At 71.7% G+C, this 25,054-nt stretch carries 21 protein-coding genes; 12 read left to right on the forward strand and 9 right to left on the reverse strand.

Annotated elements, in window-relative coordinates; all coding sequences use genetic code 11:
- Positions 1-9: 9 nt before the first annotated feature.
- Together tsaA and WMF43_RS13290 are read left to right on the forward strand one after the other, a co-directional pair.
- On the forward strand, positions 10-813 hold the full coding sequence (gene tsaA, locus WMF43_RS13285) for a tRNA (N6-threonylcarbamoyladenosine(37)-N6)-methyltransferase TrmO (RefSeq protein ID WP_437680340.1): 804 nt from the start codon (positions 10-12) through the stop codon (positions 811-813).
- 616 nt (positions 814-1,429) lie between these two features.
- The gene (locus tag WMF43_RS13290; protein ID WP_437680342.1) at positions 1,430-1,690 is read left to right on the forward strand and encodes a response regulator; all 261 of its coding nucleotides are present in this window, start codon (positions 1,430-1,432) and stop codon (positions 1,688-1,690) included.
- Positions 1,691-1,711: 21 nt separating this feature from the next.
- Here WMF43_RS13290 and WMF43_RS13295 read toward each other — a convergent pair whose 3' ends face one another.
- The 4 genes from WMF43_RS13295 to WMF43_RS13310 all read right to left on the reverse strand — a co-directional run bounded on the left by WMF43_RS13295 (position 1,712) and on the right by WMF43_RS13310 (position 5,658).
- Positions 1,712-2,476: a glucose 1-dehydrogenase gene (locus WMF43_RS13295; RefSeq protein WP_437680344.1), complete on the reverse strand. Its 765-nt coding sequence runs from the start codon at positions 2,474-2,476 to the stop codon at positions 1,712-1,714.
- A 144-nt stretch (positions 2,477-2,620) separates the two neighbouring features.
- On the reverse strand, positions 2,621-3,448 hold the full coding sequence (locus tag WMF43_RS13300) for a Uma2 family endonuclease (RefSeq protein ID WP_437680346.1): 828 nt from the start codon (positions 3,446-3,448) through the stop codon (positions 2,621-2,623).
- 151 nt (positions 3,449-3,599) lie between these two features.
- The gene (locus tag WMF43_RS13305; RefSeq protein ID WP_437680348.1) at positions 3,600-5,306 is read right to left on the reverse strand and encodes an SIR2 family NAD-dependent protein deacylase; all 1,707 of its coding nucleotides are present in this window, start codon (positions 5,304-5,306) and stop codon (positions 3,600-3,602) included.
- Positions 5,307-5,370: 64 nt separating this feature from the next.
- Positions 5,371-5,658 carry a TMEM165/GDT1 family protein gene (locus WMF43_RS13310; protein WP_437680349.1) on the reverse strand — a complete coding sequence of 96 codons (288 nt, stop codon included), beginning with the start codon at positions 5,656-5,658 and terminating at the stop codon, positions 5,371-5,373.
- 614 nt (positions 5,659-6,272) lie between these two features.
- On the opposite strand from WMF43_RS13310, the gene WMF43_RS13315 reads away from it, so the two are divergent.
- Both WMF43_RS13315 and WMF43_RS13320 read left to right on the forward strand, forming a co-directional pair.
- Positions 6,273-6,608: a hypothetical protein gene (locus WMF43_RS13315; protein WP_437680351.1), complete on the forward strand. Its 336-nt coding sequence runs from the start codon at positions 6,273-6,275 to the stop codon at positions 6,606-6,608.
- 80 nt (positions 6,609-6,688) lie between these two features.
- Positions 6,689-7,780, forward strand: coding sequence for a collagen-like protein (locus WMF43_RS13320; RefSeq protein WP_437680353.1), 1,092 nt, complete (start codon positions 6,689-6,691; stop codon positions 7,778-7,780).
- A 228-nt stretch (positions 7,781-8,008) separates the two neighbouring features.
- Here the strand turns inward: WMF43_RS13320 and carB are convergent, their stop codons facing one another.
- The 5 genes from carB to WMF43_RS13345 all read right to left on the reverse strand — a co-directional run bounded on the left by carB (position 8,009) and on the right by WMF43_RS13345 (position 16,378).
- Positions 8,009-11,281 (reverse strand): carbamoyl-phosphate synthase (glutamine-hydrolyzing) large subunit, encoded by a 3,273-nt coding sequence (carB, locus tag WMF43_RS13325; RefSeq protein WP_437680355.1) that lies wholly within the window; start codon positions 11,279-11,281, stop codon positions 8,009-8,011.
- Positions 11,282-11,284: 3 nt separating this feature from the next.
- Positions 11,285-12,448, reverse strand: a complete 1,164-nt coding sequence (gene carA, locus WMF43_RS13330; protein WP_437680357.1) for a glutamine-hydrolyzing carbamoyl-phosphate synthase small subunit — start codon at positions 12,446-12,448, stop codon at positions 11,285-11,287.
- Positions 12,449-12,815: 367 nt separating this feature from the next.
- On the reverse strand, positions 12,816-14,525 hold the full coding sequence (locus tag WMF43_RS13335) for a carbamoyltransferase family protein (protein WP_437680358.1): 1,710 nt from the start codon (positions 14,523-14,525) through the stop codon (positions 12,816-12,818).
- A 111-nt stretch (positions 14,526-14,636) separates the two neighbouring features.
- Positions 14,637-15,854: a molybdopterin molybdotransferase MoeA gene (locus WMF43_RS13340; RefSeq protein WP_437680360.1), complete on the reverse strand. Its 1,218-nt coding sequence runs from the start codon at positions 15,852-15,854 to the stop codon at positions 14,637-14,639.
- On the reverse strand, positions 15,851-16,378 hold the full coding sequence (locus WMF43_RS13345; RefSeq protein WP_437680362.1) for a MogA/MoaB family molybdenum cofactor biosynthesis protein: 528 nt from the start codon (positions 16,376-16,378) through the stop codon (positions 15,851-15,853). Before WMF43_RS13345 ends, WMF43_RS13340 begins: the two co-directional genes overlap by 4 nt.
- 146 nt (positions 16,379-16,524) lie before the next feature.
- Here WMF43_RS13345 and WMF43_RS13350 point away from each other — a divergent pair, with 146 nt between their 5' ends.
- The 8 genes from WMF43_RS13350 (at position 16,525) to rodA (ending at position 25,026) form a co-directional block, all read left to right on the forward strand.
- Complete coding sequence (locus tag WMF43_RS13350; RefSeq protein WP_437680364.1) at positions 16,525-17,505, forward strand: prolipoprotein diacylglyceryl transferase; 981 nt, start codon at positions 16,525-16,527, stop codon at positions 17,503-17,505.
- 469 nt (positions 17,506-17,974) lie between these two features.
- The gene (locus WMF43_RS13355) at positions 17,975-18,913 is read left to right on the forward strand and encodes an RNA recognition motif domain-containing protein (protein ID WP_437680366.1); all 939 of its coding nucleotides are present in this window, start codon (positions 17,975-17,977) and stop codon (positions 18,911-18,913) included.
- 195 nt (positions 18,914-19,108) lie between these two features.
- Positions 19,109-19,270, forward strand: coding sequence for a 50S ribosomal protein L33 (rpmG, locus tag WMF43_RS13360; protein ID WP_012235039.1), 162 nt, complete (start codon positions 19,109-19,111; stop codon positions 19,268-19,270).
- A 111-nt stretch (positions 19,271-19,381) separates the two neighbouring features.
- Positions 19,382-20,416, forward strand: a complete 1,035-nt coding sequence (locus WMF43_RS13365; protein WP_061616521.1) for a rod shape-determining protein — start codon at positions 19,382-19,384, stop codon at positions 20,414-20,416.
- 141 nt (positions 20,417-20,557) lie between these two features.
- The gene (gene mreC, locus WMF43_RS13370) at positions 20,558-21,415 is read left to right on the forward strand and encodes a rod shape-determining protein MreC (protein WP_437680367.1); all 858 of its coding nucleotides are present in this window, start codon (positions 20,558-20,560) and stop codon (positions 21,413-21,415) included.
- A gap of 4 nt (positions 21,416-21,419) precedes the next feature.
- The gene (locus WMF43_RS13375) at positions 21,420-21,944 is read left to right on the forward strand and encodes a hypothetical protein (RefSeq protein WP_104979473.1); all 525 of its coding nucleotides are present in this window, start codon (positions 21,420-21,422) and stop codon (positions 21,942-21,944) included.
- Positions 21,941-23,896 carry a penicillin-binding protein 2 gene (gene mrdA, locus WMF43_RS13380; RefSeq protein WP_437680369.1) on the forward strand — a complete coding sequence of 652 codons (1,956 nt, stop codon included), beginning with the start codon at positions 21,941-21,943 and terminating at the stop codon, positions 23,894-23,896. Before WMF43_RS13375 ends, mrdA begins: the two co-directional genes overlap by 4 nt.
- Positions 23,893-25,026, forward strand: a complete 1,134-nt coding sequence (gene rodA / locus WMF43_RS13385; RefSeq protein WP_437680371.1) for a rod shape-determining protein RodA — start codon at positions 23,893-23,895, stop codon at positions 25,024-25,026. Before mrdA ends, rodA begins: the two co-directional genes overlap by 4 nt.
- Positions 25,027-25,054 lie beyond the last annotated feature (28 nt).

Consider the following 25,054-nt stretch of genomic DNA (forward strand, 5'->3'; position numbering starts at 1 on the left):
CCGGACGAGATGATCCTGACGCCGGTCACGTTCACGCCCATCGGCGTGGTGCACACGCCGTTCATCGACAAGGTGAGCGCGCCGCGGCAGCCCCACGCCGCGGCGGGCGCGGAGGGGACGATCGAGCTCGCCCCCGGCCGCGGGCTGGAGCACGCGCTCTGCGACATCGAGGGGTGGGACTACCTGTGGGTGGTCTTCTGGTTCCACCTCAACGAGGGGTGGCGCCCGAAGGTCCTGCCGCCGCGGAGCGCCGGCAAGCGGCGCGGCGTGCTGTCGACGCGCTCGCCGCACCGCCCGAACCCGATTGGCCTCAGCGTGGTCAAGCTGCTCGGGGTGGACGGGCTCTCCCTGCGCGTCGCCGGGGTCGACATGATCGACGGGACCCCGGTGCTCGACCTCAAGCCCTACGTGCCGTACGCGGACGCGTACCCGCACGCGCGCACCGGCTGGGTGGCGCCGCTCGCGCCGGGCGAGGCCCCGCCCGATCCGGAGCCGGGCTTCGAGGTGGTGTGGAGCGAGCGCGCCGCCGAGCAGGCCGCGTGGCTCGCGGAGGCGCACGGGGTGGCGCTGCGCGCGCGCGTCGACCAGGCGCTCGCGCTTGGCCCGCAGCCCCACCCCTACCGGCGGATCCGCGCCGACGGGGACGCGATGCGCCTCGCCGTGACCTCGTGGCGCGTGCGGTTCCGGGCGGAGGGGCGGCGCATCGAGGTGCTGTCGGTGGCGACCGGCTACCGCGAGAAGGAGCTCTGGGGTGGAGACGCGCCCGAGCTCGCGGCGCACCGGCAGTTCGTGGAGCGGTTCGGCCGCGGCTAGCCCTCACCGCACCTCGCGCCGCCAGGCCCCGGCGCCGCGCAGCGCGCGCCAGGAAAATTCAACCGCCTTGTCGCGCGCCGGATGCATCGGTGAAATTCTCTGTTGTTCCCTGGAGATCCCCGTGATTGTCGCGGTGTTACATCCAGGGTCGCGGCGGCGCGGCCGCGGACGAAGGTTCGACGCCCGCCGCGCCGGTGCGCGGTGAGGAGATTCGACGCCCGCCGCGGCGATGCGGCGAAAGACGAAACCTGATAGAAACAGCGCTGGGGGATGTGTCGTGGGCTCTCGGCCGCGTCCGGCACCCCAGCTGTCCACTCCGGCGGCGGAAGGCGAGCGCGCTGACCTGCTCGGGAGAAAAGTTTTGCTCCGGGAGCTCTGTCGCTTCAGACCGAGGACCTCGCCGCGGCGTCGCGCGTCGGAGACATCGAGTCACCGAGGGCCTGCCCACGCGATCTGGAGGCCCCACGGGGGCGGTGATTCGACGAAGGTTGCACAGCGGAGGCCAAAGCCGAGCCCTCCGGTGCGGCCCGGCAGCATTCATGGTAATTGAGACCAACGTGCAAATCTCGACGTGCGGGCGCTGCGCCGAGGAGCGCGGGATCGATCCACAGTTCGCGTGGAGGCGGCCAGCTCCTTCCGGCCGGAGGTCATCCTGTGTGACCTCGGCCTCCCGGGCGGGATGGACGGCTACGGCGTGGCGAGGGCCCTGAGGGGGAGCCTGGACGTCTGCCCCTCGCTGATGATCGCGCTGACCGGCTACGGGCAGGAGGAGGATCAGCGCCGTGTCCGGGAGGCCGGCTTCGACATGCACTTCCTCAAGCCGATCGATCCGCGCTCCTTGCAGGCGCTGCTGGCGTCGTTCACGGCGCGGGCGTGATGAGGCCGCCCGCGCGGGCGGTCACCAGGCGGCCCACCCGCCGTCCACGGCCATCGCGTGCCCGGTCATGAACGACGCGCGATCCGAGAGGAGGAAGGCGGCGGCCTCGGCCACCTCCTCGGGGGAGCCGAGGCGGCGCATCGGCTCCATCGAGAGCATGTCCTCTTCCTTGACGAGCCCGGCGCGGAGCGCGTGGTCCATCATCGGGGTGCGGATCGGCCCCGGGCACACCGCGTTCACGCGGATGCCCTGGGTCGCCACCTCGAGCGCGGCGGCCTTGGTCAACCCGACGACGCCGTGTTTGGCGGCCACGTAGGCCGGCAGCGCGGCGACCCCGATCAGGCCCGCGACCGACGCGTTGTTCACGATGGCGCCGCCGCCCTGCTTCAGCATCTGGGCGAGCTCGTGCTTCATGCAGAGGAACACGCCCGTGAGGTTGACCGCGAGGGTGCGGTCCCAGTTCTCCTGGGAGCACTCGGCGACGGTCCCGGGGGCCCCGTCGATCCCTGCGTTGTTGAAGGCGCCGTCGAGGCGGCCGTGGCGCTCGACCGCGCGCGCGACGAGCGCCTCGACCGCGCGCGCGTCGGAGACGTCGGCCCTGACGAACGCCGCGTCGCCGCCGCTGTCCCGGATCTTCCGCGCCGCGGCCTCGCCGTCCTGCTCGTTGACGTCGGCGAGGACGAGCTTCGCCCCGTGGCCCGCGAACACGAACGCGGACGCCTGTCCGATCCCCGAGCTCGCGCCGGTGATGGCGATGATCTTCCCTTCAAGCAAGCGTGTGGTCATCGAGTCCCTCCTTGGGTGGGCGCGCCGAGGCGTCCCCACGAGTTTGCCGGGAAACTCGCACGGAGGTGGCAAGGCGAGAAGCGCGAGGCCGCTTCGCGTCGGGCCCGGAGCTCCCTCAGGCCGAACGCGACGGGGCGCAGGCGCTCAGCCGCGCTCGCGCCGGAGTCGTTCCAGCTCGGCCAGCGCCTCGGCGAGCCGTCGCTCGGCGTCGTCGGCGCGCTGCCGCTCCTCGTCGGTGCGCTGCCGCTCCTCGTCGAGGCGCTGCTCCGTCTCGTCGAGGCGCGCCTCGAGATCGCCCACCATCGCCCCGAGCCTGGTGAGCAGCTCGTGGGTCTCCGGCAGCGGCGCGAGCCCGTGGAAGAAGCGCAGCCGGTCGCCCTCCAGGCCCAGGTCCAGGCCGAGCACGGCGCTCGTGAGCCGCCCCTCCTGCGGGACGATGGGCTGGTAACGCGCGCTGCCCGCGGCGAGGCGGAAGCCGCGCAGCCGGCGGCGCCGGCGGTCGAAGACGAAGTACTCGGGGATGCCGAGCGCGGCGTAGCGGGTGACGTTGTCCTCGAGATCCTTCTTGCTGCTTCCGCTCCAGAGGACCTCCATGGCGAGATCGACGCCCTTGCCCTCGGCGCTCGCGGACCAGACGCTGCGCTCCTTGACCTCGACGTCGAGCACCGCGATGAGGTCGGGCGCGAACATGCGCTCTGCCGGGTAGTAGACCGGCAGCTCGCACGCGAGGTAGACGCGCCGGCCGATGCGCTGGAAGTACCCGCCCAGGGTCTCCTTGGCGGCCGCCTTGGGGTTGAAGTGGAAGTCGCCCTCGGGCGGGCTCGCCTCGGAGACCTCGAACTCCGACGGGAGCGTATCGAGCACGCGCTGCCGCTCGTCCGGCGTCATGCGATCCCAGAGCTCCTGCGGCGGTGCCCGCGGATCGTCGGGGTCGATCACCCAGGATGTGGGCGCGCGCTGCTGCTGCTGCATGGCCCGATCATAGCGGACGCGCGCGGGGGCGACCACGCCCGCGCCGGACGGCCTCGCGCTCCTGTCGCCTCGCCATCGCCGCGGCCGGATGCCCGGCGCCGACAACGGCGCACGGCTGCGCCGGGCATTGCCCTCGGCCGCGAGGATCCGTTCAGCGATCGAGCCAGGCGAGGACCGGGTTGATCACGCGCTCGCCGAACACCTCCTCGTCGAGCGCGGCGCCGAGATCGACGTGGAGGTAGCGGTAGGTGCACGGGCGGCCGCCGGCGTCGAGCTCGTGATCGTTCCCGTCGTAGACGGTGTCTTCCTTCTCGCTCAACGACGACCAGACCTGGTTCCACGACACGTTCGGCGCGGGCGAGCGCATCAGGCTGATCTGCAGCTCGGAGCGCGCCGCGCGCGCGTCGCCGAAGTTGCCCGGATCCGGCTCCTCTCTCTCGAGGCGCGTGAACCCCGTGTCCGACACCGCCTCCAGCGCCACGCCTCGCGACGCCTTGGCGGACGACTGCCAGAGGAGCTGGAGGCGGTACGCGGGCAGGAAATCCCACGCCCAGTACTTGGGCCGGAAGAACTCCGAGCTCGATTTGGCGTGGCGCGAAAACAGCGTCGGGTCCCAGCGCTGGAACTCGACCCCGATGCCCGCGAGCGCGTCGGACAGCGCGGTCAGGCGGTCGAACAGGCGGCGCTGGTACTGGTGGACGAGCCGGTAGCTCTGCCGCACGAGGGCCATGTCGACGGCCCCGCCCGGCGCGGTCGCCTCGAGGAACTGGGGCGTGGCCGGGGCGGGGGGCGGGGCGGTCACCGCGTCAGCGAGGAACACGCGCGGCGCAGGCCGGGGGGGCGGCGGCGGGACGAGCTCCGCGTCGGCGAGGAAGGGCAGGGGCGCGGCCAGGGCGGGGCGCAGGGCGGCCGCCGCCTCGGCGAGCGGCGCCGGGGGAAGCGGGGCGCCCGCGGCGGGGGGCGGCGCCGCGTAGCGCTCCCCGTTCCCGGCGGCCCCGAGGGCCTGCACGAGGGCCACGAGGGGCGCGCCGAAGTCCTCGAACGTGAGGAACTCGATGCAGCTCAGGTCCCTCAGGCGCCGCTGGGTGTCGCGCAGCTCGCGCGCCCGGACGAGCATGTAGTGCGGCCCCGCCGCGCCGCCGAAGGCCTCTTGGACCCACGCGATCTGGTCGCCGAACTGCGCGTCGTCGAGGCTGAAGCCGATGAACAGGAAGGTGCGCGCCGCGAGCAGGTGGCGCAGGGCCTGGAGCGCGGCGCGGTAGCGCACCTCGTCCTCCTGGCTCGGGTAGAGCTCGCGGTAGCCGTCCGGCGTCAGGATCAGCCGCTGCGGCTGCTGGATGAAGCCGTGCAGGTGCCAGACCGTCGGGCGATCGATCTCGTCGCGCAGCATGGCCGACAGCTCCGCCGTCGCGTCCACGCTGAGCTGCACCAGATCGTTCGGGTCGTCGAGCGCGTGGCGGAGGACCTGGTCGTAGTTGGTCGTGATCACCAGCTTGCTCGGCAGCTGCCAGACGGCGCGCGCGAGCGACAGAGAGCCGGCGTCGATGCGGTGGCCCGGCGGATCCAGCACCTGGCGGAGGTAGCGGTACCACCCCGGCCCCAGGCCCTCGCGCGCGTGCCGGGCCGCCTCGAAGTAGTCGGGCGTCCGCTTCTCCAGCAGCCCTTCCACGACGTTGGCCTCGGGCCGCTTGCCGTCCTCGCGCAGGCGCGCGGCTGCGCCGAGGAGCAGCTCCCCCCAGCTGGGGAACACCGGCTTGCCGTTGCGATCCCTCGCCGCCATGGACACGCCGGCGCCGACGAAGGGCACGATGAACCGGTCTCGCAGCGCGTCTTCGAGGGTCTTGGGAATCGCGATCACGGCGCGCGAGGTTGCCAGCTCTGACACCGAGCGACAAGGCGCTGGGCGCGGCGCTTCCGGGGTGTCATCCGGCGCCGGGGCGGAGCGCGCCGTAGAGAGAGATTGCGCCCATCACGACGAGCAGGGCGCCGGCGAGCCCCTGGGTCCAGCGCGGGTTCACCCGCGAGGCGACCACCTCGGCCAGCGCGACGGCGATGAGGGTGCTCAGCACCAGGGCGGCAGAGGCGCCGATGAACACCGACACGCGGCTCTTGCCGGCCGCGCCGAGCGTGAAGACCGCGAGCTGCGTCTTGTCGCCGAGCTCGGCGAGGAACACCGTCCAGAAGGTGGCCAGAAGGACTTTCAGATCCATGGCCCAGAAAGAAGCACACTCCGTCCGCGCACGCCCCCCCGGCGTCGGCCGGTCCGGCGAAGGCGAGGCCGGCGAACCACCCCCCGATTCCGGCGCCGCTCTCGGGCCAGCGGGGAGCCCTGCGAGCCGCACAGCGGGGGCCCTGCGAGCCGCACAGCGGGGGCCCTGCGAGCCGCACAGCGGGGGCCCTGCGAGCCGGGGCCAGTGGGGAGCCCTGCGAGCCGGGGCCAGTGGGGAGCCCTGCGAGCCGGCCAGCGGGAAAACGCGGAGCGAATGCATTCCCATGACGAGGCCCGTTTTGTCGGAGTGCCCCTCATCTGGCGGCGGATACCCCGGATCTGTCCGGAAAAATCGACAAGAAGGAAGGAAAACAGAGGGGTAGCCGTGGGGTTTTCTCGGACATGAAACGTCGATCGCCGACGGGAGGCGCACGCGGGGCGTTCACCTCGACCCCGACGTAAAACGACGAACCCTCGCAATCGCTCGGGAAGAGATTGAACCTTGCCGGGATGCCGCGTACCTTCGTGCAGCGGATGTAAGCCCCGGAAGCAGAGGGGGACACGTTGATGGCGCGATTGCAATTTTCCTCGTGGCTTGCCCTGGCCTTAGCGTCGGTGGTCCTGTCACCCGCCTGCAGCTGCGGCGATGAAGACCCGGCGTACCGGGAGAGCGCGACGGGCGCCGGGGGAGCCGGTGGCGCCGGGGGCAATGAGGTCACCGCGCACGCGAGCGGCGGCAGCGGGGCTGGGGGCGAGGGGGGATCGCCGGGCGATCACGGGGCCCGGGGCGTCGCGGTGGGCGACGTCGTCAGCGCGGGCCAGGTGGTGAAGAGCCCGCGTTACCGCATGGTCTTCACGCTGGGTCAGCCGACTCAGAACCAGGGAAAGACGACCTCACCTAGCTTCCGCATGCAAGGCGGTCTGGTCGGGGCGAACGGGAGCTTGCCATGAACGGGATGGGACCGCGTGTCCTAGCGATCTGTGTCCTTCTCGCCGCCTCTGCCGGCCTCACGCGCAGCGCGGCCGCCGCCGTGCCCACGCGGATCGCGCATCAGGGGCGGCTCTTCTCCAGCAATGGTGACGAGCCGGTCAATGACGTGCTCGAGGTGAAGTTCGCCGTCTACGGCGCCGAGGACGCGGACGAGCCGCTCTGGAGCGAGACGTACGCGATCGCGTTCGAGGACGGCTATTTCTCCACGGTGCTGGAGTTCGATCCCGAGGTCGCCGCGAAGGTCTTCGACGGCTCGGTCCGGTACCTCGGAATCACGATCGGGACCGATCGCGAGATGGAGCCCCGCTCCCCGATCGGGAGTGTTCCCTACGCGCTGGTCGCGAACAACGCCGTCGGCGACATCACGCCCACGTCGGTGAAGATCGGCGACCGGGTGGTCATCGACAAGTCGGGCAACTGGGTGGGCGAGCCGACCGGGCTCGTGGGCCCGACGGGACCGGCCGGCCCGCAGGGGGTGCCAGGACTGCAGGGCGAGCGGGGACCACAGGGCGCGCCAGGACCTCAAGGCGAGCAGGGACCGCAGGGCCCGCCGGGGCTCGATGGAGCGCCGGGGCTCCAGGGGCCGACCGGGGAGGCGGGGCCGCAGGGAGACCAAGGTCCCCCGGGGGAGCCGGGTCCCGAGGGCCCGCCGGGGATCCAGGGGGAGCCGGGGCCGCAGGGGCCGACCGGGCCCGCGGGGGTGATCGCGACCATCGCGGTGGCAGGGACGATCGGCTCCAACTTCACCGGCAACAACCCCACCTACATGTTCGTCGGTCCGACGGGCTCGGTGACGATCACCGGGCCAGAGCAGCGCGTGACCGGCTCGGCGTCCGCGCCGCTCAGCCTGTCGTTGATCACGGCGCTGCCACAGAACGCGATGCTCGGCCTCTGCTACCAGCCGGCCGAGGGAGGCACCATCACGAACTTCTTCGGGGGAAGCTTCGCGCACCACTATTTCACGCCGACCCCCGTGACCTACTCGGTCTCGGCGACGACGGTGCTCCCCGAGGGCACGTACAACGTCGGCATGTGCATCCGCAACGACGGCTCGAACACGATCTCCGGATCCCGCGTGACGAGCAGCGGCAGCACGGTGAACGGCTGGTTCATCGTCACGAACGACACCTGAGGGCGCGCGCCCGCGCCCCTGCTCGCCGCGGGCGAGGCCGCCGCCCCTGGGCGGATCGCGCTCGCGCGCCGCTGTCGTGTGCGTCGCGCGTCGGACGGACCCCGCCCGCGTGTTCACATGCGCATGTGAATCCGTTCACGTGCGCACGTGAACGCGGGCGTGCCCGCTGCTCCTGAGCGGGTCGCGCCCGCGCGCCCCTCCTCCCGAGGGGGGCGCGCGGGTCCTTCGTCAGCGGAGCGCCACCGGGCTGCGCGCGAGGTACTCGTCGTAGGAGAGGGTGCGCAGATCCCCGATCCGCTTCGCCCGCATCGCGCCGATGACCGCGCGCGCGAGCTGGAGATCCGTGATCAGCGGGATGTTGGCGTCGACCGCGCGCCGCCGGATCAGGTACCCGTCCGGCCGACCGAGCTGATCGTACTCGCGGGGGATGTTGATCACGAGATCGACCTTCCCCTGCTCGATCGCGCTCATCGCCGTCTCCCCCTCGTCGGGCTGCTTCGCGAGGCTCGTGCACTCGAGCCCGAGCGCGCGGAGCGCCTCGGCCGTGCCGGGGGTCGCGAAGATCGGGAGCTTGAGGTGCTCGGCGATCACGCGCGCCTCGTCGGCGAACCAGTACTTGTCCTCGAGCGGCCCGAGCGAGAGCAGGACGCCCTTCTTGGGGAACCGGAACCCGGTCGCGAGCAGCGAGTGGAGCAGCGCCTCGTGCATGTCGTCCCCGAAGCACCCGACCTCGCCGGTGCTCGCCATCTCCACGCCGAGCATCGGATCGGCCCCCACGAGGCGCGAGAACGAGAACATCGGCGCCTTCACGGCGACGTAATCGAGGTCGAGCCCGCGGTTCTCGACCGGCTGCGACGCGCCGAGCATCCGGCGCATCGCCTCCCGGACGAAGTTGTTCCCCGTGACCTTCGAGACGAAGGGGAAGCTCCGCGACGCGCGCAGGTTGCACTCGATCACCTTCACGGTGTTGTGCTTCGCGAGGAACTGCATGTTGAACGGCCCGGTGATCGAGAGCGCCCGCGCGAGCTGCTGGGCGATCTGCTTGATCCTGCGGATCGTCGCGATGTAGAGCGACTGCGGCGGCAGGACGAGCGTCGCGTCGCCGCTGTGCACGCCGGCGTTCTCGACGTGCTCGCTGATCGCCCAGAGGATGATCTCCCCGCCGTCGGCGACCGCGTCGATCTCCACCTCGCGGGCGTGGGTCTCGAACTTCGAGACGACCACGGGGTACGTCGGGGAGACGGCCTTGGCGCGCGCGAGGATCCGGTCGAGCTCGTTCGGCTCGTGCGCCACGCTCATCGCCGCGCCGCTGAGCACGTAGCTCGGCCGCACGAGCACGGGGAACCCGCCGAGCTTCTTCACGATCTCGCCCGCCTCGGCCGCGTCGGTGACGTGGGCCCAGCGGGGCTGGTCGATCTCCAGCCGGTCGAGCAGGTCGCTGAACTTCTTCCGGTCCTCGGCGGTGTCGATGCTCCCCGGGCTCGTTCCCAGGATGCGCACGCCGGCCTGGTGCAGCCGGAGCGCCAGGTTGTTCGGCACCTGCCCGCCCATGCTGACCACGACCCCGTACGGCTGCTCCCGCTCGTAGATGTCGAGCACCGTCTCGAAGCTGATCTCGTCGAAGACCAGCTTGTCGCAGGTGTCGTAGTCGGTGCTGACCGTCTCCGGGTTGTAGTTCAGCATCATGGTCTCGTAGCCGAGCTCCGAGGCCGCGCGGATCGCGTTCACGCAGCACCAGTCGAACTCGACGCTCGATCCGATGCGGTAGGCGCCGGAGCCGAGCACCATGATCTTCTTCCGCCACGACGGCGCCACGTCCGTGGCCGACGCGTGGTAGCTCGAATAGAGGTAGTTCGTCTCGGCCGGGAACTCGGCCGCGAGCGTGTCGATCTGGGCGAGGTGCGGCACGATGCCGTGCTTCTTCCTGAGCTCCCGGATCGAGCCCCGCGGCGCGCCCGTCAGCGTGCCGATCATCCGGTCGCTGAACCCGAGCTGCTTCGCCTCCCGGAGCGTCGCCTCGTCGATCGCGGGCTTCTGAGCGGCCTGGGCCTTGTCGCCCTGCGCCGCGGCGGCGCTCCCGCTCGCCTTGAGCTCCCGCTGCACCCGCACGATCGGCTCGATCTGGTTGAGGAACCACCGGTCGATCTTGGTGAGGTCGTGGATCTCGTCGACCGACATCCCCTCCTGGAGCGCGCGGGCGACGGCGAAGATCCGGTGCGGCGTCGCGTTCTTCAGCTCGTCGTGGAGGTCCTTGAAGGTGAACGCGTCCGGGTCGAGCCCCTTCACCCCGATGTCGAGCATCCGGAGCGCCTTCTGGATGACCTCGGGGAACGTCCTGCCGATGGCCATGACCTCGCCGACGCTCTTCATCTCGCTGCCGATGCGCAGCGAGGCGCCGCGGAACTTCCCGAGGTCCCAGCGCGGGACCTTGCAGACGAGGTAGTCGAGCGCCGGCTCGAAGAACGCGGTCGTCCTGCGGGTGATCGCGTTCGCGATCTCCGGCATCGTGTAGCCGACCGCGATCTTCGCGGCGACGTAGGCGAGCGGGTAGCCCGTCGCCTTGCTGGCGAGGGCGCTCGACCGGGAGAGGCGCGCGTTCACCTCGATGACCCGGTAGTCGGCGCTGTGCGGGTCGAGCGCGTACTGGATGTTGCACTCGCCCACGATGCCGAGGTGGCGGATGGTCTTCAGCGCGACCGAGCGGAGGAGCTGGTACTCCTCGTCGTTCAGCGTCTGCGACGGGGCGACGACGATCGACTCCCCCGTGTGGATCCCCATCGGATCGAGGTTCTCCATGTTGCAGACGGTGATGCAGTTGTCGCGCCCGTCGCGCACGATCTCGTACTCGATCTCCTTCCAGCCGCGGAGGCACTCCTCGACGAGCACCTGGGGCACGCCGCCGGCGAACCCGCGCCGCACGGCGTCCTCGAGGTCGCGCTCGCTCTCGACGATGCCGCTGCCCTTGCCGCCGAGCGCGTAGCCGCCGCGCATCATCACGGGGAACCCGATCTCGCGCGCCGCGGCGATCGCCTCCTCGGGCGTGCGGCAGGCGCGGCTCCGCGCCGTCTTCACGCCGATCTCGTCGAGGCGGTCGATGAACAGCCGCCGGTCCTCGGTGTCGCGGATGGCCTTGATCGGCGTGCCGAGCACCCGCACCCCGTACTTGTCGAGGATCCCGGCGTCGTGGAGCTCGAGCCCGCAGTTGAGCGCGGTCTGCCCGCCGAACGAGAGGGCGATCGCGTCGACCTCCTCCTTGACGATGATCCGCTCGACGAACTCCGGGGTGACCGCGCAGAGGTGGATGCGGTCGGCGAGCCCCTCGCTCGTCTGGATGGTGGCGATGTTGGGGTTCACGAGGACGGTGGCGATGCCCTCTTCCTTGAGGGCCTTGATCGCCTGCGACCCCGAGTAGTCGAACTCGCCGGCCTGACCGATCTGGAGCGCGCCGGAGCCGAGCACGAGCACGCGCCGGGGTTTCTTGGGGAGATAGGCGCCGTACATGACTCAGCTCCTTCCTGTGGACGCGGCGTGGGGGGCCGCGGCCCCTGCCGAGGTGAATCGAGAATCCGAGGGCCCCTTCATCGCGCCGCAGAGGCGCAGGAAGTCATCGAAGAGGTAGGCGGCGTCCTTGGGCCCGGGCGTCGCCTCGGGGTGGAACTGGACGCTGAAGAAGGGCCGCAGCCGCGAGCGGATGCCCTCGTTCGTGCCGTCGTTGATGTTCACGAACCAGGGCTCCCACTCCGCGGGGAGCGACTCGTGCCTCACCGCGTACCCGTGGTTCTGGCTCGTCACGTAACAGCGGCGGCTCAGGAGGTCCTGCACCGGCTGGTTCACGCCGCGGTGCCCGTACGGCAGCTTGTAGGTGTCGCCGCCGGCGGCCAGCGCGAGGATCTGGTTGCCGAGGCAGATGCCGAAGATCGGCTTGTTGTACGTGGCGAGCAGGCCGCGCACGGCGGCGACCAGCTGGCCGAGGTCCTTGGGATCACCGGGGCCGTTGCCGATGAGCACGCCGTCGCAGGTCGCGGCGAGCTCGCCGATGCGCGCGTGCGCGTGGTACGGCACGCGCAGGACGGAGACCCCGCGCTCCAGGAGCGAGCGGACGATGTTGTCCTTCGCGCCCACGTCGATCAGCATCACCTTGAGCGGGCCGCCCTCGTACGTGATCGGCTCGCGGGGCGACACGAGGCGGAACACCTCGTCGCGCATGTCCACGGCCTCGGCCGAGCGCTTCACCCGCTCCAGGTCCATCTCGGCCGGGAACAGCCAGCCCTTCATGGTGCCGGCCTCGCGGAGCCGGCGCGTCAGCGTCCGGGTGTCGATCCCGGTGATCGCGGGGATGCCCTCGCTCGCGAGCCAGGCGCCGAGCGAGCGGACCGCCGCGTGGTGGCTGTACCGCTCGACGTAGCTCTGGACCACGAGCCCCTGCACCTGGATCCGGTCGGCCTCGTAGGGCGCGTCGATGCTGCCGGCCGGCCTCGGCGCGGGCACGCCGTAGTTGCCCACGAGCGGGTACGTGAGCGTGAGGATCTGGCCTCTGTACGAGGGATCCGTGAGCGTCTCGACGTACCCCGTCATCCCGGTGTTGAAGACGACCTCGCCGCTCACGGCGCGGGGGGCGCCGAAGCACCGGCCCGTCATGGTCGTGCCGTCCTCGAGTACGAGCTTCATTCGATTCGCATCCATCCTCTTTGACCGCCTGGGCCGCCGCGGCGCGGACCCTTACGCAGGAGGGGCCGCGGGCGCGTCGAGCGCCGTGAGCCCATGGGGAACCAGGTCCGCGCGCGTTCGCCGCGCGGCGGGCCGGCATCATGCTCGAGGCTGGGCCCCCAAGCACCTCCGGTCTCCGGAGCCGATCGCTCCGGCATCGCCGGCGAGGTGGGCGGGGGGCCCGCCGTCCCGTTCTTCCACATGACCGGGGACGCCCATTTGCCGTCCCCACGCTCCACGTCAACCACGAACTTCGTTTCGGCGCGCCGCGGCCGTTTCCCGAGCAATTTCGGGAGGCGGCCGGGCGTCCTCGCGCGTGGCGGGGGACCTAGGTCCGCTCGAGGTAGGCCTGCTCGAGCACGAGCACGTCCATCTTCGTCCGGAGGAAGCAGTCGAGCGCCTCCTTCGGGGTGCAGACGATGGGCTCGCTCGCGTTGAACGAGGTGTTCAGGAGCACGGGCGTGCCCGTCTGCCGCCCGAACTCCTGGAGGAGCGCGTAGTAGCGCGGGTTCTCCTGCGAGGCGACCGTCTGGACGCGGCCCGTGCCGTCGACGTGGGTCACCGCGGGGATCTCGGCGCGGCGCTCGGGCTTCACCTTGTAGACCTTGACCATGAACGGGTCGGGCGCGGTCTGCTCGAAGTAGTCGCCCACGCGCTCGACCGGCAGCGCCGGGGCGAAGGGCCGGAACATCTCGCGGCGCTTGATCCGCTCGTTCATGATGTCCTTGATGTCCTCGCGCCGCGGGTCGCAGAGGATGCTGCGGTTGCCGAGGGCGCGGGGGCCCCACTCCATCCGCCCCTGGAACCAGCCGACCACCTTGCCCTCGCTGATCGCCCTGGCGACGCGGGGGATCAGGTCCGCGTCGGCGAGGGGCTCGAACGGCACCTGCTCCTTGCGGAGCAGCTCCTCGATCGCCGCCTGCGAGAACGCCGGGCCGAAGTAGCTGTGCGTCTGGTGGAAGCGGCGGGGGTTGCCGAGCTCGTGGTGGTAGACGTAGAGCGCCGCGCCGAACGCGGTGCCGGCGTCGCCGGCCGCGGGCTGGATGAACACGTCGTCGAACAGCCCCTTCGGCCGGATCTTGCCGGCGGCCACGCTGTTGTAGGCGCAGCCGCCGGCGAGGGCGAGGCGCGGCGCGCCGGTGAGGTGCTTCGCCGTCGTGAGCAGCTCGAAGTAGACCTCCTCGAACACGGCCTGCACCGAGGCGGCGACCGCCTTGAAGCGGTCCTCCATCCGGCTCTTCGGGCTGCGGGCGGGGCCGAGCAGGTCGACGAGGCGCTCGGAGTTGATCGTCCCGTACCGGGGCTCGCCCTCCCACGTCATCGCGATGCCCTTCGTGTGGTGCTGGAAGTACTCGAGCCCGAGCTCGAACGCCCCGTCCTTGACGCGCACCACCTGCCGGAGCTTGTCGGCGAGCTCCGGCTGGCCGTAGGCCGCGAGCCCCATGACCTTGTACTCGTCGCCGAACTTCGGGAAGCCGAGGTACTGCGTCAGGCCCGAGTAGAACAGCCCGAGCGAGTGGGGGAAGCTGACGCGCCGGAGGATCTCGAGCTGGTTCCCGCGGCCGCGCGCCCACATCGTGCTCACGAAGTCGCCGAAGCCGTCGATCGACACGACCGCCGCCTCGTCGAAGCCGGAGGGGAAGAACGCCGACGCGAGGTGCGCCCGGTGGTGCTCGACGTTGTGCGAGGCCGCGCGGATCCGCTTCGGGTCGACGCCGAGCGCGGCGCCGAGGTGCACCTTCGGGTCGCGCGAGCCCAGCGTGCCCTTGAGGATCCCCGCGGGAGAGCGCCGCGTCAGCGCGTAGAGGAGCTTGTCGCCGAGGTGCGCCCGGGGATCGCGCCCCAGCGCGATGTGGTCGATGTCCTCGACCCGCGCGCCGGCGGCCTCGAGGCAGTACTCGACCGCGAGCCGCGGGAAGCCCGCGCAGTGCTTGATCCTGCTGAACCGCTCCTCCTCCGCCGCCGCGACGAGCTGACCGTCCACGAGCAGCGCGGCCGACGCGTCGGCATGGTAGGCGTTGATCCCCAGGACAAGCATGCGCCCGCCATCTTCTCGGGCCCTCGCGCGACGGTCAAGGTGAGCCCTCCGCGCGAGCGCGCGCGAGCCGGGAGAAGGGCGAGCCTATTGACGGAATGCCCGCGCTGCGCCTCAGATCTCCGCGAGGCGGATGGCCTCGAGGCGATCGCCCTCGTCGATGTGATCCCGGTCGGCGGGCACGACGACGAGCGCGTCGGCCTCGGCGAAGCTCGTGACCGCGCCGGACGCCTGGTTCGCGGCGATGCGCGCGACGAGCTCGCCGCCCGACACCTCGAGGCGGGCGCGGAGGAACTCGGCGCGCCCGGCCTGCCGCCGCAGCGCGCCGGCCGCGCGCACGACGATCCGAGGCGGCAGCGGCGCCGCGTCGCCCTGGAGCGCGCGGAGCAGCGGCACGCCGAAGAGGACGAACGTGAGCGACGCCGAGGCCGGGTTGCCCGGCAGCCCGAGCACGTGCACGGCGCCGGCCCGCGAGAGGTCGGCCCGGCCCACGGCGAGCGGCTTGCCCGGCTTGATCGCGACGCGCCAGAAATCGAGCGTCACGCCCGCGGCCTCGAGCGCGGGGCGCACCACGTCGCGGTCGCCGACGCTCACGCCCCCGACGGTCACCACGAGATCCGACCCGCGCAGCGCGGTCGACACCGCCTCGGCCGCGCGGGCCGCGTCGTCGGGGACGAACGGCGCGACGCGGACGGCCGCGCCCGCGGCGCGCGCGGCCGCCGCGACGAAGTAGCTGTTCGACTCCGGGACGGTGCCGGCGGGCCCGGGCGCGCCGGGCGCGCGCAGCTCGTCGCCGGAGCAGAGCACCGAGACCACGGGGCGGCGCGCGACGAAGAGGCTCGGGCGATCGAGCGCGGCCGCGAGCGCGACCTTCCCCGGCGTGAGGCGCGCGCCCCTCCGCAGCGCGACCGCGCCAGCCGCGAGGTCCGCGCCGCGGCGCCGCACCCAGGCCCCGGCCCGCGGCGCCTCCGACAGCGCGATCTCGTCGCCGCTCCGCGCCGCGTCTTCCTGCGGCACGACCGCGTCGGCGCCGGGCGGCAGCCGCGCGCCCGTGAAGATCCGGCACGCCGTGCCCGGCTCCAGCGCCGGCAGCGGGCCGCCCGCCGCGCTCTCGCCGCGCACGGGGAGCTTGAAGGGCCCGCTGCCCCCGAGCTCGGCCGACGCGACGGCGTAGCCGTCCATCGCGCTGTAATCGAAGGCGGGCATCGGCTCCGCCGCCGCGATGTCCTCGGCGAGCACGCGCCCGACCGCGTCCTCGAGCGGCACCCGCTCCGCGCCGACGGGGGCCGCGGCCGCGAGCAGCCGCGCGAGCGCCTCCTCGAAGGGGATCATCCGCGCTTCTCCTTGTCGCCGTCGCGGTGGTGGTGGTGGCCGCCCTTGCCGGACGCGAGCGCGACCGCGTGGCCGAGGACGGGCCCGATGAGCTGCGCCACCGCGAGCTCCACCGCCTTCGGGCTGCCCGGCAGCGCGATCACCACGAGCCCGCGCACGACGCCCGCGGCGGCGCGCGACAGGATCGCGTTCGGCCCGATCGCGTCCCAGCTGAGACGCCGGAACGCCTCGCCGAAGCCGTCGAGCGTCTTGTCGAAGAGCGGCGCGAGCGCCTCGATCGTCCGATCGCGCGGGGCGATCCCGGTCCCGCCGGTCGTGACGATCGCGTCGGCCGAGCCCGCGCTCGCGATCTTCGCGATCGCCTCCTGGAGGAGCTTGGGCTCCTCGCGGAGGACGGCGTGGGAGACCACGGCGAAGCCTGCGCGCTGCAGGAGATCGCCGAGGAGCTTTCCGCCCTCATCGTCGTCGAGGGAGCGGGTGTCGCTGAGCGTCAGCGTGGCGACGCGCACCGGGGAACGGCTCATGCCGCATGATGTACGCCGGTCGCCGTCGGATGGCGAACTCTTGATGACGCCGGCCGATCCGCCGTGGTGGCCTCCGTCGCCGCCTCCGTCGTCGCCTCCGTCGTCGGTAGATGGCTTTTGCAGCCCCGTTGCGCTACGTGAGCGGCGTGTCCGGCCCTCTGATCCCTTACATCGACATCCCCGAGCTCCCGCTCGCGTTCCTGGAGCACGTCCCGCTCCTGGGTCAGCTCGTCGATCCGGCCAAGCCGCCGTCGATCAAGCCGTTCGGCGTGCTGGTGGCGCTCGGGGTCTACATCGGCGCCGTGGTCGCCACGCGGCACGCGCGCGAGCGGCGGCTCGACGAGCGGAAGATGAGCGATTTCATCTTCTGGATCGTGGCGGCCGGCTTCATCGGCGGGCATGTCTTCGACGCGATCTTCTACCACCCGCAGCGGGTCGCCCGCGATCCCCTGTACCTCTTCAAGCTCTGGGACGGCCTGTCGAGCTTCGGCGGCTTCACCGGCGCCCTGATCGGCGCCGCCTCGTGGCGCTTCTACCGCCGCGAGAAGATCCTGCCCTACTGTGAGGTCGTGAACAGCGCGTTCCCGCTCGCGTGGGTCTTCGGGCGCGCGGGCTGCGCGTCGGTGCACGATCACCCGGGCCGCCTCTCCGACGTGTGGTTCGCGGTCCGGTATCCGGTCGGAAGCGGCGGCGATTTCGTCGGCCGCTTCGATCTCGGCCTCTACGAGTGTTTGCTGACGATCCCGCTCGCGATCGCGTTCGCGGTGCTCTGGCGCCGGAACCCCTTTCGTCCGCTCGGTTTCTATACCGGCCTCATGTGCACGGCGTACGCCCCCGTGCGGTTCGCGCTCGACTTCCTGCGCGAGCGCGAGGGCACGGTCGTGGGCGGCGATCCGCGCTACGGCGGCCTCACCCCGGCGCAGTGGGCCTGCTTCGGCCTGCTCGCGCTGGGCATCTACTTCCTGCGCATGGCCGCTCGCGGCGTGCCGTCGAGCGCCGGGGTAGGCCCGCTGGGCGGGGCGCCGCGGGTCGCGGACGACGACGCGGCCGCCGACGCGGACGACGAGGACGACCGCGACGAGGGGGCCGCGGCGCCTCGGGCGCCTCGCGCCAGGGCGAACCGGTAATCGTCCGAGGCGGCGGGCGCCGGCCACCCCGCCCAGCGCCTGCCGGAGACGGAGCGCTGCGAGGAGCCCCTCTCCCTCGTGGATCGGCGTTCTCCCCCGTGGATCGGCGCCTGGAACGCGGCGCGCTGGGGTGGGCGAGGGGTGGGCAGGGGGTCGAGCGAGGGGGGCGGACGCGCGGCGACGGGCGTCGACGACGCTCGACAGCGAGGATCGCTGGAGAGCGGGCCTGCTTTTTGGCTCGCCCGCCCGCGGCGGGTCCCTTGACGCGCCAGAGGCGCTAGATATCGTGGGGTGGAGTTTGCACCAGAGGGTCGGCCCGCCGACCTTCGCTCGATTGAGCTCGGTTGCCCCTTCCGCCGATCGGAGGGATCGATCGAGGCGCGCTCGCGACAGGCTCCGCATCGTCGATCACACGGAGCCAGTGGACCACAAAGAGGGAACGCAGGGGCCAACCCCAGGTTTTTCTACAATGGCTGAAGATTCGCGTAAGTTGTTCGTGGCGGGCTTGCCCGACTCCATCACCGAAGACGTTTTGCGGCAGCTCTTCGAGGCCACCGGCGGCAACGTCGTCGAGGTCAGTCTTCCGAAAGATCGCGCGACGGGTCGTCCGCGCGGGTTCGGCTTCGTCACGCTCTCGACGACCGGCGAAGCCAACGCCGCGCGCGAGTCGCTCGACGGTTCCTTTCAGGGCGGCAAGTCGATCTCGGTGCGGCCCTTCCAGGCCGAGCCGCCGCGGCGCGAGGGGCGCCCGATGGGCCCCGGCGGTCCCGGCGGTCCCGGCGGCGGTGGCCCGGGCGGCCCGGGCGGCCCCGGCGGCGGGCCGGCCGCGGCGCCGGATCGGACCCTCTACGTCGGCAACCTGCCCTATGACGCGAGCGTCGAGGAGGTCGAGGGGCTCATCGGCTCGACGGGCGCCGGGCCGGTGGTGCGGGTCCATCTCCCCATGGATCCCGACGGTCGCAAGCGCGGGTTCGGCTTCGTGACGATGGCCAGCGCCGAGGCGGCGCGCGCCGCGATCGATGCGCTGCGCGGCGTGGACGTGCGCGGACGGCGCCTCGTCGTCAACCTCGCTCACCCGAAGGGCGAGCGGCCGGCGCGCGAGGAGCGCCCGGGCGGCTTCGGCGGGGGCGGCGGCGGCTTCGGCGGGGGCGGCGGCGGCTTCGGCGGGGGCGGCGGCGGCTTCGGCGGGGGCGGCGGCGGCTTCGGCGGGGGCGGCGGCGGCGCGGGCGGCGGCGCGCCTCCGCCCGCGCGCAAGACCTTCGACGATCGCCGGCGGCGCGGCGGTCACGACGGGGACGGCCCTCCCGGCGGCGGCGGCGGTGGCGGCGGCGGCGGTGGCGGCGGCCGGCGTAACAACAACAAGAACTGGGATCGCGGTCGCGGCGGTGACGACTGGGACGATGAATGAGCTCTCCCGGTTGACAACTGCGACATTTCCCGTAGGGTAGGCGCCCTCCAGACGGGCGGTCGGGCGTCGCTGACCCGGATCCTGTCCTCTGGTGCTCCCGCCGGTGGCGGTTCCAGCGCCTCCCGTGCTGCCCGTACCTAGGTTCAACCAGGGCCGTCTGTGGAAACAGGCCGGCCCTGTCTTCGGAGATCTCCGATGCGCGACATCATCAAGCTGACGTGCGGCAACTGCGGCCGCGCGAACTACCACACGACGAAGAACAAGCGGACGATGACGGACAAGTTCGTCATCAAGAAGTTCTGCCCGACCGAGCGCAAGCACACCGAGCACAAAGAGGGCAAGATCTCGAAGGGCTAGGCCACGCCGCGCGCGGCTGGCTGGTGCCGCCGGGGGCCTGCAACCACGGGCCTCCTGGCTTCTGCGCTTCGCGGTGCTCGGCTCAACCTTGTCCATTTCTAGGGCGATGCGATGATCTTCGACTGGCTCTACGGCCTGTTCTCGAACGATCTCGCGATCGATCTCGGCACCGCCACCACGCTCATCTACGTGAAGGGCAAGGGCATCGTGTCATGCGAGCCCTCGGTGGTCGCCGTCCAGCGCGATGCTCGCGGCGGCAAGAAGGTGCTCGCCGTCGGCCGCGAGGCGAAGGAGATGCTCGGGCGCACCCCGGGCAACATCCAGGCGGTGAGGCCGCTGCGCGACGGCGTCATCGCCGACTTCGAGATCACCGAGGCGATGCTCCGGTACTTCATCGCGCGCGCGCACAACCGCCGCACGCTCGTCAAGCCGCGCATCATCATCTGCGTCCCCTTCGGCATCACCGAGGTCGAGAAGCGCGCGGTGAAGGAGAGCGCCGAGGGCGCCGGCGCGCGCGAGGTCTACCTGATCGAGGAGCCCATGGCGGCGGCGATCGGCGCGGGGCTGCCGATCACCGAGCCGAGCGGCAACATGGTCGTCGACATCGGCGGCGGCACGACCGAGGTCGCCGTCATCTCCCTCGCCGGCATCGTCTACTCGCAGAGCGTGCGCGTCGGCGGCGACAAGATGGACGAGTCGATCATGGCCTACATGAAGCGCAAGTACAACATGGCCATCGGCGAGCAGACCGCGGAGCGCATCAAGATCACGGTGGGCAACGCCTACCCGCTCGAGCAGCAGCTCACGATGGAGGTGAAGGGGCGCGACATGGTCGCGGGCATCCCCAAGACCGTCGTCGTCAACTCCGACGAGATCCGCGACTCGCTGAGCGAGCCGACGAACGCCATCGTGGACGCCGTGCTGATCGCGCTCGAGCGCACGCCGCCCGAGCTCGCGGCTGACATTGTCGACAAGGGGATCGTGCTCACCGGGGGCGGCTCGCTCCTCAAGAACCTCGACGTGCTCCTCCGCGAGGAGACGGGGCTGCCGGTCATGGTGTGCGACGACCCGATCAGCGCCGTGGTGCTCGGCAGCGGCAAGGCGCTGGATCACCTCGAGCTCTTGAAAGAGGTCACGATCAGCTGAGCTCGTGCTTCATCCCCCGCCCGTGAGCATGCCGGCGGGGCGCTACGACGGCGCGCGACGAGGCACCTCCGCGCGCCGCGCGCGGCATAACAGGGGTGGCCTCGCGGCGCGCCTCGTACTACCTGGGGTTCGGGAGCCACGGTGAACCTGAAACGCTACCGCGACTTCGTGATCGTGCTGCTGGCGCTCGCGGTGCCGTTCTGGTTCCTGCGCGCGAGCATGCGCGACCCCAAGCAGAACACGGGGGCCGACCGGATCATCATCGGCATCGCGGCCCCGATCCAGTACGCGGCCGCGACGCTGGCGCGTGGCCTCTCGAACCTCTGGGGCGACTACATCTACCTGGTGGACGTCAAGGAGGACAACGCCAGGCAGGCCTCCCAGATCGCCCGCCTGCGGGAGCGCGTGCGCAAGCTCGAGGCGCTCGAGGAGGAGAACCGGCGGCTGCGCCGGCTGCTCGATCTGCGCCAGAGCCTCCGGACCGACGTGGTGAGCGCCCAGGTCGTCGGCAAGAGCACGAACGATTTCTTCCGCGTCGTGCGCGTCACGCTGGACCGCGAGGCGCGGGACATCGGCTCGAACCTGCCGGTCCTCTCGGCGGACGGCGTGGTCGGCACGACGCTCAAGAGCTCCGGCGACACGGTCGACGTGCGGCTCGTCGTCGACGGGGGCAGCGGCGTCGACGTGGTCGTCGAGCGCACGGGCGCGCGCGGCTTCGTCCGCGGCACGGGCGACGAGAGCAAGTACTCGTGCAGCGTGGAGTACGTGCAGCGCACCGACGAGATCGAGGTCGGCGACCTCCTCGTCACGAGCGGCGTCGGGCGGCGCTTCCCGAAGGGGATCCCGGTCGGCACGGTGACGCAGGTCATCCGCCGCGACTTCGGCATCTACCAGCAGGTGTACGTCACCCCGTCGGTGGACTTCTCCCGGCTCGAGGAGGTGCTCATCGTGACGACGACGCCGCCGGAGGAGGCCCCGCCGCAGGCGCAGCGGAGGTGACGGGATGAGGAATTCCGCGTTCCTGGCCATGGGGGCCGCGCTGCTGATCCTGCAGTCGAACCTGTTCCGGCTCATCGGCAAGCTGAACATCCCCGGCTCCACGCCGAGCCTGCTCCTGCCGCTCGTCGTGTTCATGGGCGTGCACGAGTACTCGATCGCGCGCGGCGCCGCGCTCGCGTTCCTGCTCGGCTACCTGCTCGATCTCTTCGCCGGCGCGCCCGTCGGCCTGTTCACCTTCATCACCGTCGCGACCTTCGTCGTGTCGCGGGCGGCCGGCGTGCGGCTCGCCGCGCAGACGCTGCTCACGAAGATCGCGCTGGCCTTCGTCTTCGGCCTCGTCGAGGGGGTGCTCATCGTGATCCTGACCGCCATCTTCGGGGGCGACGCGGCGCGCCCCCGCGCGCTCGCGCTGCTCGTCGCGCCGCACGCGGTGTCGACGGCGATCTTCGCGCCGTTCGTCTTCCGGCTGGCCGAGCGCGTGCACCAGGCGACGATCACCGTGCCGCGGCCCGGGGAGAGCCCGCGGTGAGCCTGCTCGTCCAGCGCTCCGACGTGAGCGAGTTCCGCCGGCGTTTCCGGTGGATCGCGCTCGGCATGCTGCTCGGCTTCATGGCGCTCATCGGGCGCCTGTTCTACCTCCAGCTCCTCGAGGCGGACGAGAACAAGGCCATCGCCCGGGAGAACATCGTGCGGCGGGTGACGCTCGCGACCACGCGCGGCATCATCCGGGACCGCAACGGCAAGGTGCTCGCGGCGAGCCGGCCCTCGTACAACGTGTACGTCGTCCCGCGGCGGCTCGACATGGAGACGATCTGGCCGAAGCTCGTCGAGTACCTCGGCGTCGGGGTCGAGGAGCGCGCCCGGCTGGAGGCGCTGATCACCGCCATCCGCGCCGACGAGGGGCCGCGCAAGAACCAGCAGATCCTGCTCAAGGAGGACATCTCGCGCGACGCCGTGGCGACGCTGGCGACGCACGACGCGGAGCTGCCGGGCGTCGACGTGGTGCCGGTGCCGGTGCGCTACTACCCCTACGAGGAGGTCGGCTCGCACGTCCTCGGCTACATGGCCGAGGTGGACGCGGAGCGGCTCGCGTCGCTCCGGAGCGTCGGCTACATCGAGGGCGACCGCATCGGCGTCACGGGCATCGAGCGCGCGTGGGAGAGCTACCTCCGCGGCACGCGCGGCTGGGAGAAGGTGCTCGTCGACGCCAAGGGGCGGCGCCGGTCGGGCGGCGAGGGGATCATCGAGGAGCCGCGGCGGGTCGATCCGATCCCCGGCCGCGATCTCCGGCTGACGCTCGACGCCGACATCCAGAAGGCGATCGACAAGGCGATGCGCGGCGAGCTCGCCGGCGGCGTCGCGGTGATCGACGTGCGGACCGGGCGGATCCTCGGGCTCTACTCGAAGCCCGGCTACGACCCCAACGCCCTCTCGGGCGGCTCGGGCAAGCAGGTGATCCGCGACGCGTTCCGGAGGCTCTACTCCGATCCGCTCAAGCCCGCGCTCGACAAGACCCTCTCCGGCGCGTATCCGCCCGGCTCGACGTTCAAGCCGTTCACCGCGCTCGCGGCGCTCGAGAAGGGGCTCATCGACCCGCGCCAGTCCTCGCAGTGCCGCGGCGCCCTGACGTTCGGCAAGCGCACCTTCCGGTGCACGCACGTGCACGGGCCGGTCGCGATGCAGAAGGCGATCGCCGAGTCGTGCAACGTCTACTTCTACCGGCTGGCGGCGGAGTACGGCGTCGGCATGGACGTCATCGCCGAGATGGGCCAGCGCTACGGCCTCGGCGCGCGGACGGGGCTCGGGATCAACGCCGAGGCGGGCGGCAGGATGCCGACGCGCGCGTGGATGACGCTCCGGAACAAGGGCCAGTTCCGCCTCGGCTTCGGCCTCAACGCGGCGATCGGCCAGGGCGCGACGACGGTCAGCGTCCTCCAGCTCGCGCTCGCGTACGCGGCGCTCGCGAACGGGGGCACGCTCTACCAGCCGCAGATCGTGCGGGCCGTCGAGACGAGCGCCGGCACGGTCGTCCAGGAGTTCACGCCGCGCGTGCGCCGCCAGATCGACATCCGCCCGGAGAACCTCACGCTCGTGCACCGGGCGATGGTCGCCGGCGTGAACGAGGAGGGCGGCACGGCGTTCAAGGCGCGCGTCGCCGGCGTCGAGATGGCGGGCAAGACCGGGACCGCGCAGGTCTCGCACCGGCTCACGCGCGGGGTCGAGGCCGAGCGGGTCTGGTACTTCAACCGCGAGCACGCGTGGTTCGCCGGGTACGCGCCGGCGCGCTCGCCCGAGGTCGCCGTGGTCGTGCTCGTCGAGCACGGCGGCACCGGCGGCAAGCACGCCGCGCCGGTCGCCTTCGAGGTCGTCCGCGCCTACCAGGAGCTCGCGAAGGAGCGGCGCGCCGGGCCGAACGAGGGCCCGCGCGCGGGCAAGAGCAACGCGGGCCGCGCGCCCGCCGCGTCGGGGCGCGCGCCATGATCCGGGGCGACTCGCTCTCCCGCGACCGCGACCACTTCGACTGGCCGCTCTTCATCGCCGCGGTCGCCATCGCGGTGCTCGGCGTCGTCAACCTCTACAGCGCGACGAGCGTTTACTCCGGGGCGCGCGCGGAGCTCTACATCAGCCAGGTCTACTGGCTCTTCATGGGCGGCATCATCGGCGGCGTCCTGGTCGCGATCGACTACCGGCACATCGAGCGCCTCGGCTACGTGCTCTACACGTTCGGTGTCTTCTCGCTGGCGCTCGTCTTCGTGCTCGCGCGCGACGTGCGCGGCTCCGCGCGGTGGATCGAGTTCGGCGCGTTCCGCTTCCAGCCCAGCGAGTTCATGAAGGTCTTCCTGGTCATCGCGCTGGCGAAATTCCTGCATGACGACCCGCGCAACGAGGGCCGCACCCTGCGCGATCTGGCCATCCCCGCGGCCCTGACCGCGGTGCCCGCGCTCCTCGTGCTCAAGCAGCCCGATCTCGGGACGGCGCTCATCCTCGTGTTCGTCTTCCTGACGATCGCGGCGCTCACGCGCGTGCGGTGGCGGAGCGCGGTGCTGTTCGTGATGTCGGTCGCCATCGCGGCGCCGATCCTCTGGCATTACGTGCTGCTCGACTACCAGCGCGCCCGCGTGCTGGTGTTCCTGAACCCCGAGGAGGACATCCTGCACCGCGGCTGGCACGCCCACCACTCGCGCGTGGCGATCGGCAACGGCGGCCTGTTCGGCAACGGGTACCTGAGGGGCACCCAGAACCAGTTCCTCTTCCTGCCGGATCAGTTCACCGACTTCCCGTTCCCGGTCTTCGCCGAGGAGTGGGGGTTCGTCGGGTGCGTGGTCCTCGTGTGCCTGTACGCGTTCCTGGTCGTGTGGGGGATCCGGATCGCGTCGCAGGCGAAGGATCGCTTCGGCGCGGTGCTCGGCGTCGGCGCCGCGGCGATCATCTTCTGGCACGCGGTCATCAACCTCGGCATGACGTCGGGCCTGCTGCCGGTCGTCGGCGTGACGCTGCCGCTCTTCTCCTACGGCGGATCGAGCGTGACCACGGTCATGGTCGCGATCGCGCTCCTCATGAGCGTGTCCATGCGCCGCTACTCCGGCGTGGCCTCGCTCGATCGGCTCTGACCCCCTGCCCCTGCGCGCGGCGGACGCC

This window comes from Sorangium sp. So ce131 (assembly GCF_051519095.1).
Lineage (GTDB): Bacteria > Myxococcota_A > Polyangia > Polyangiales > Polyangiaceae > Sorangium.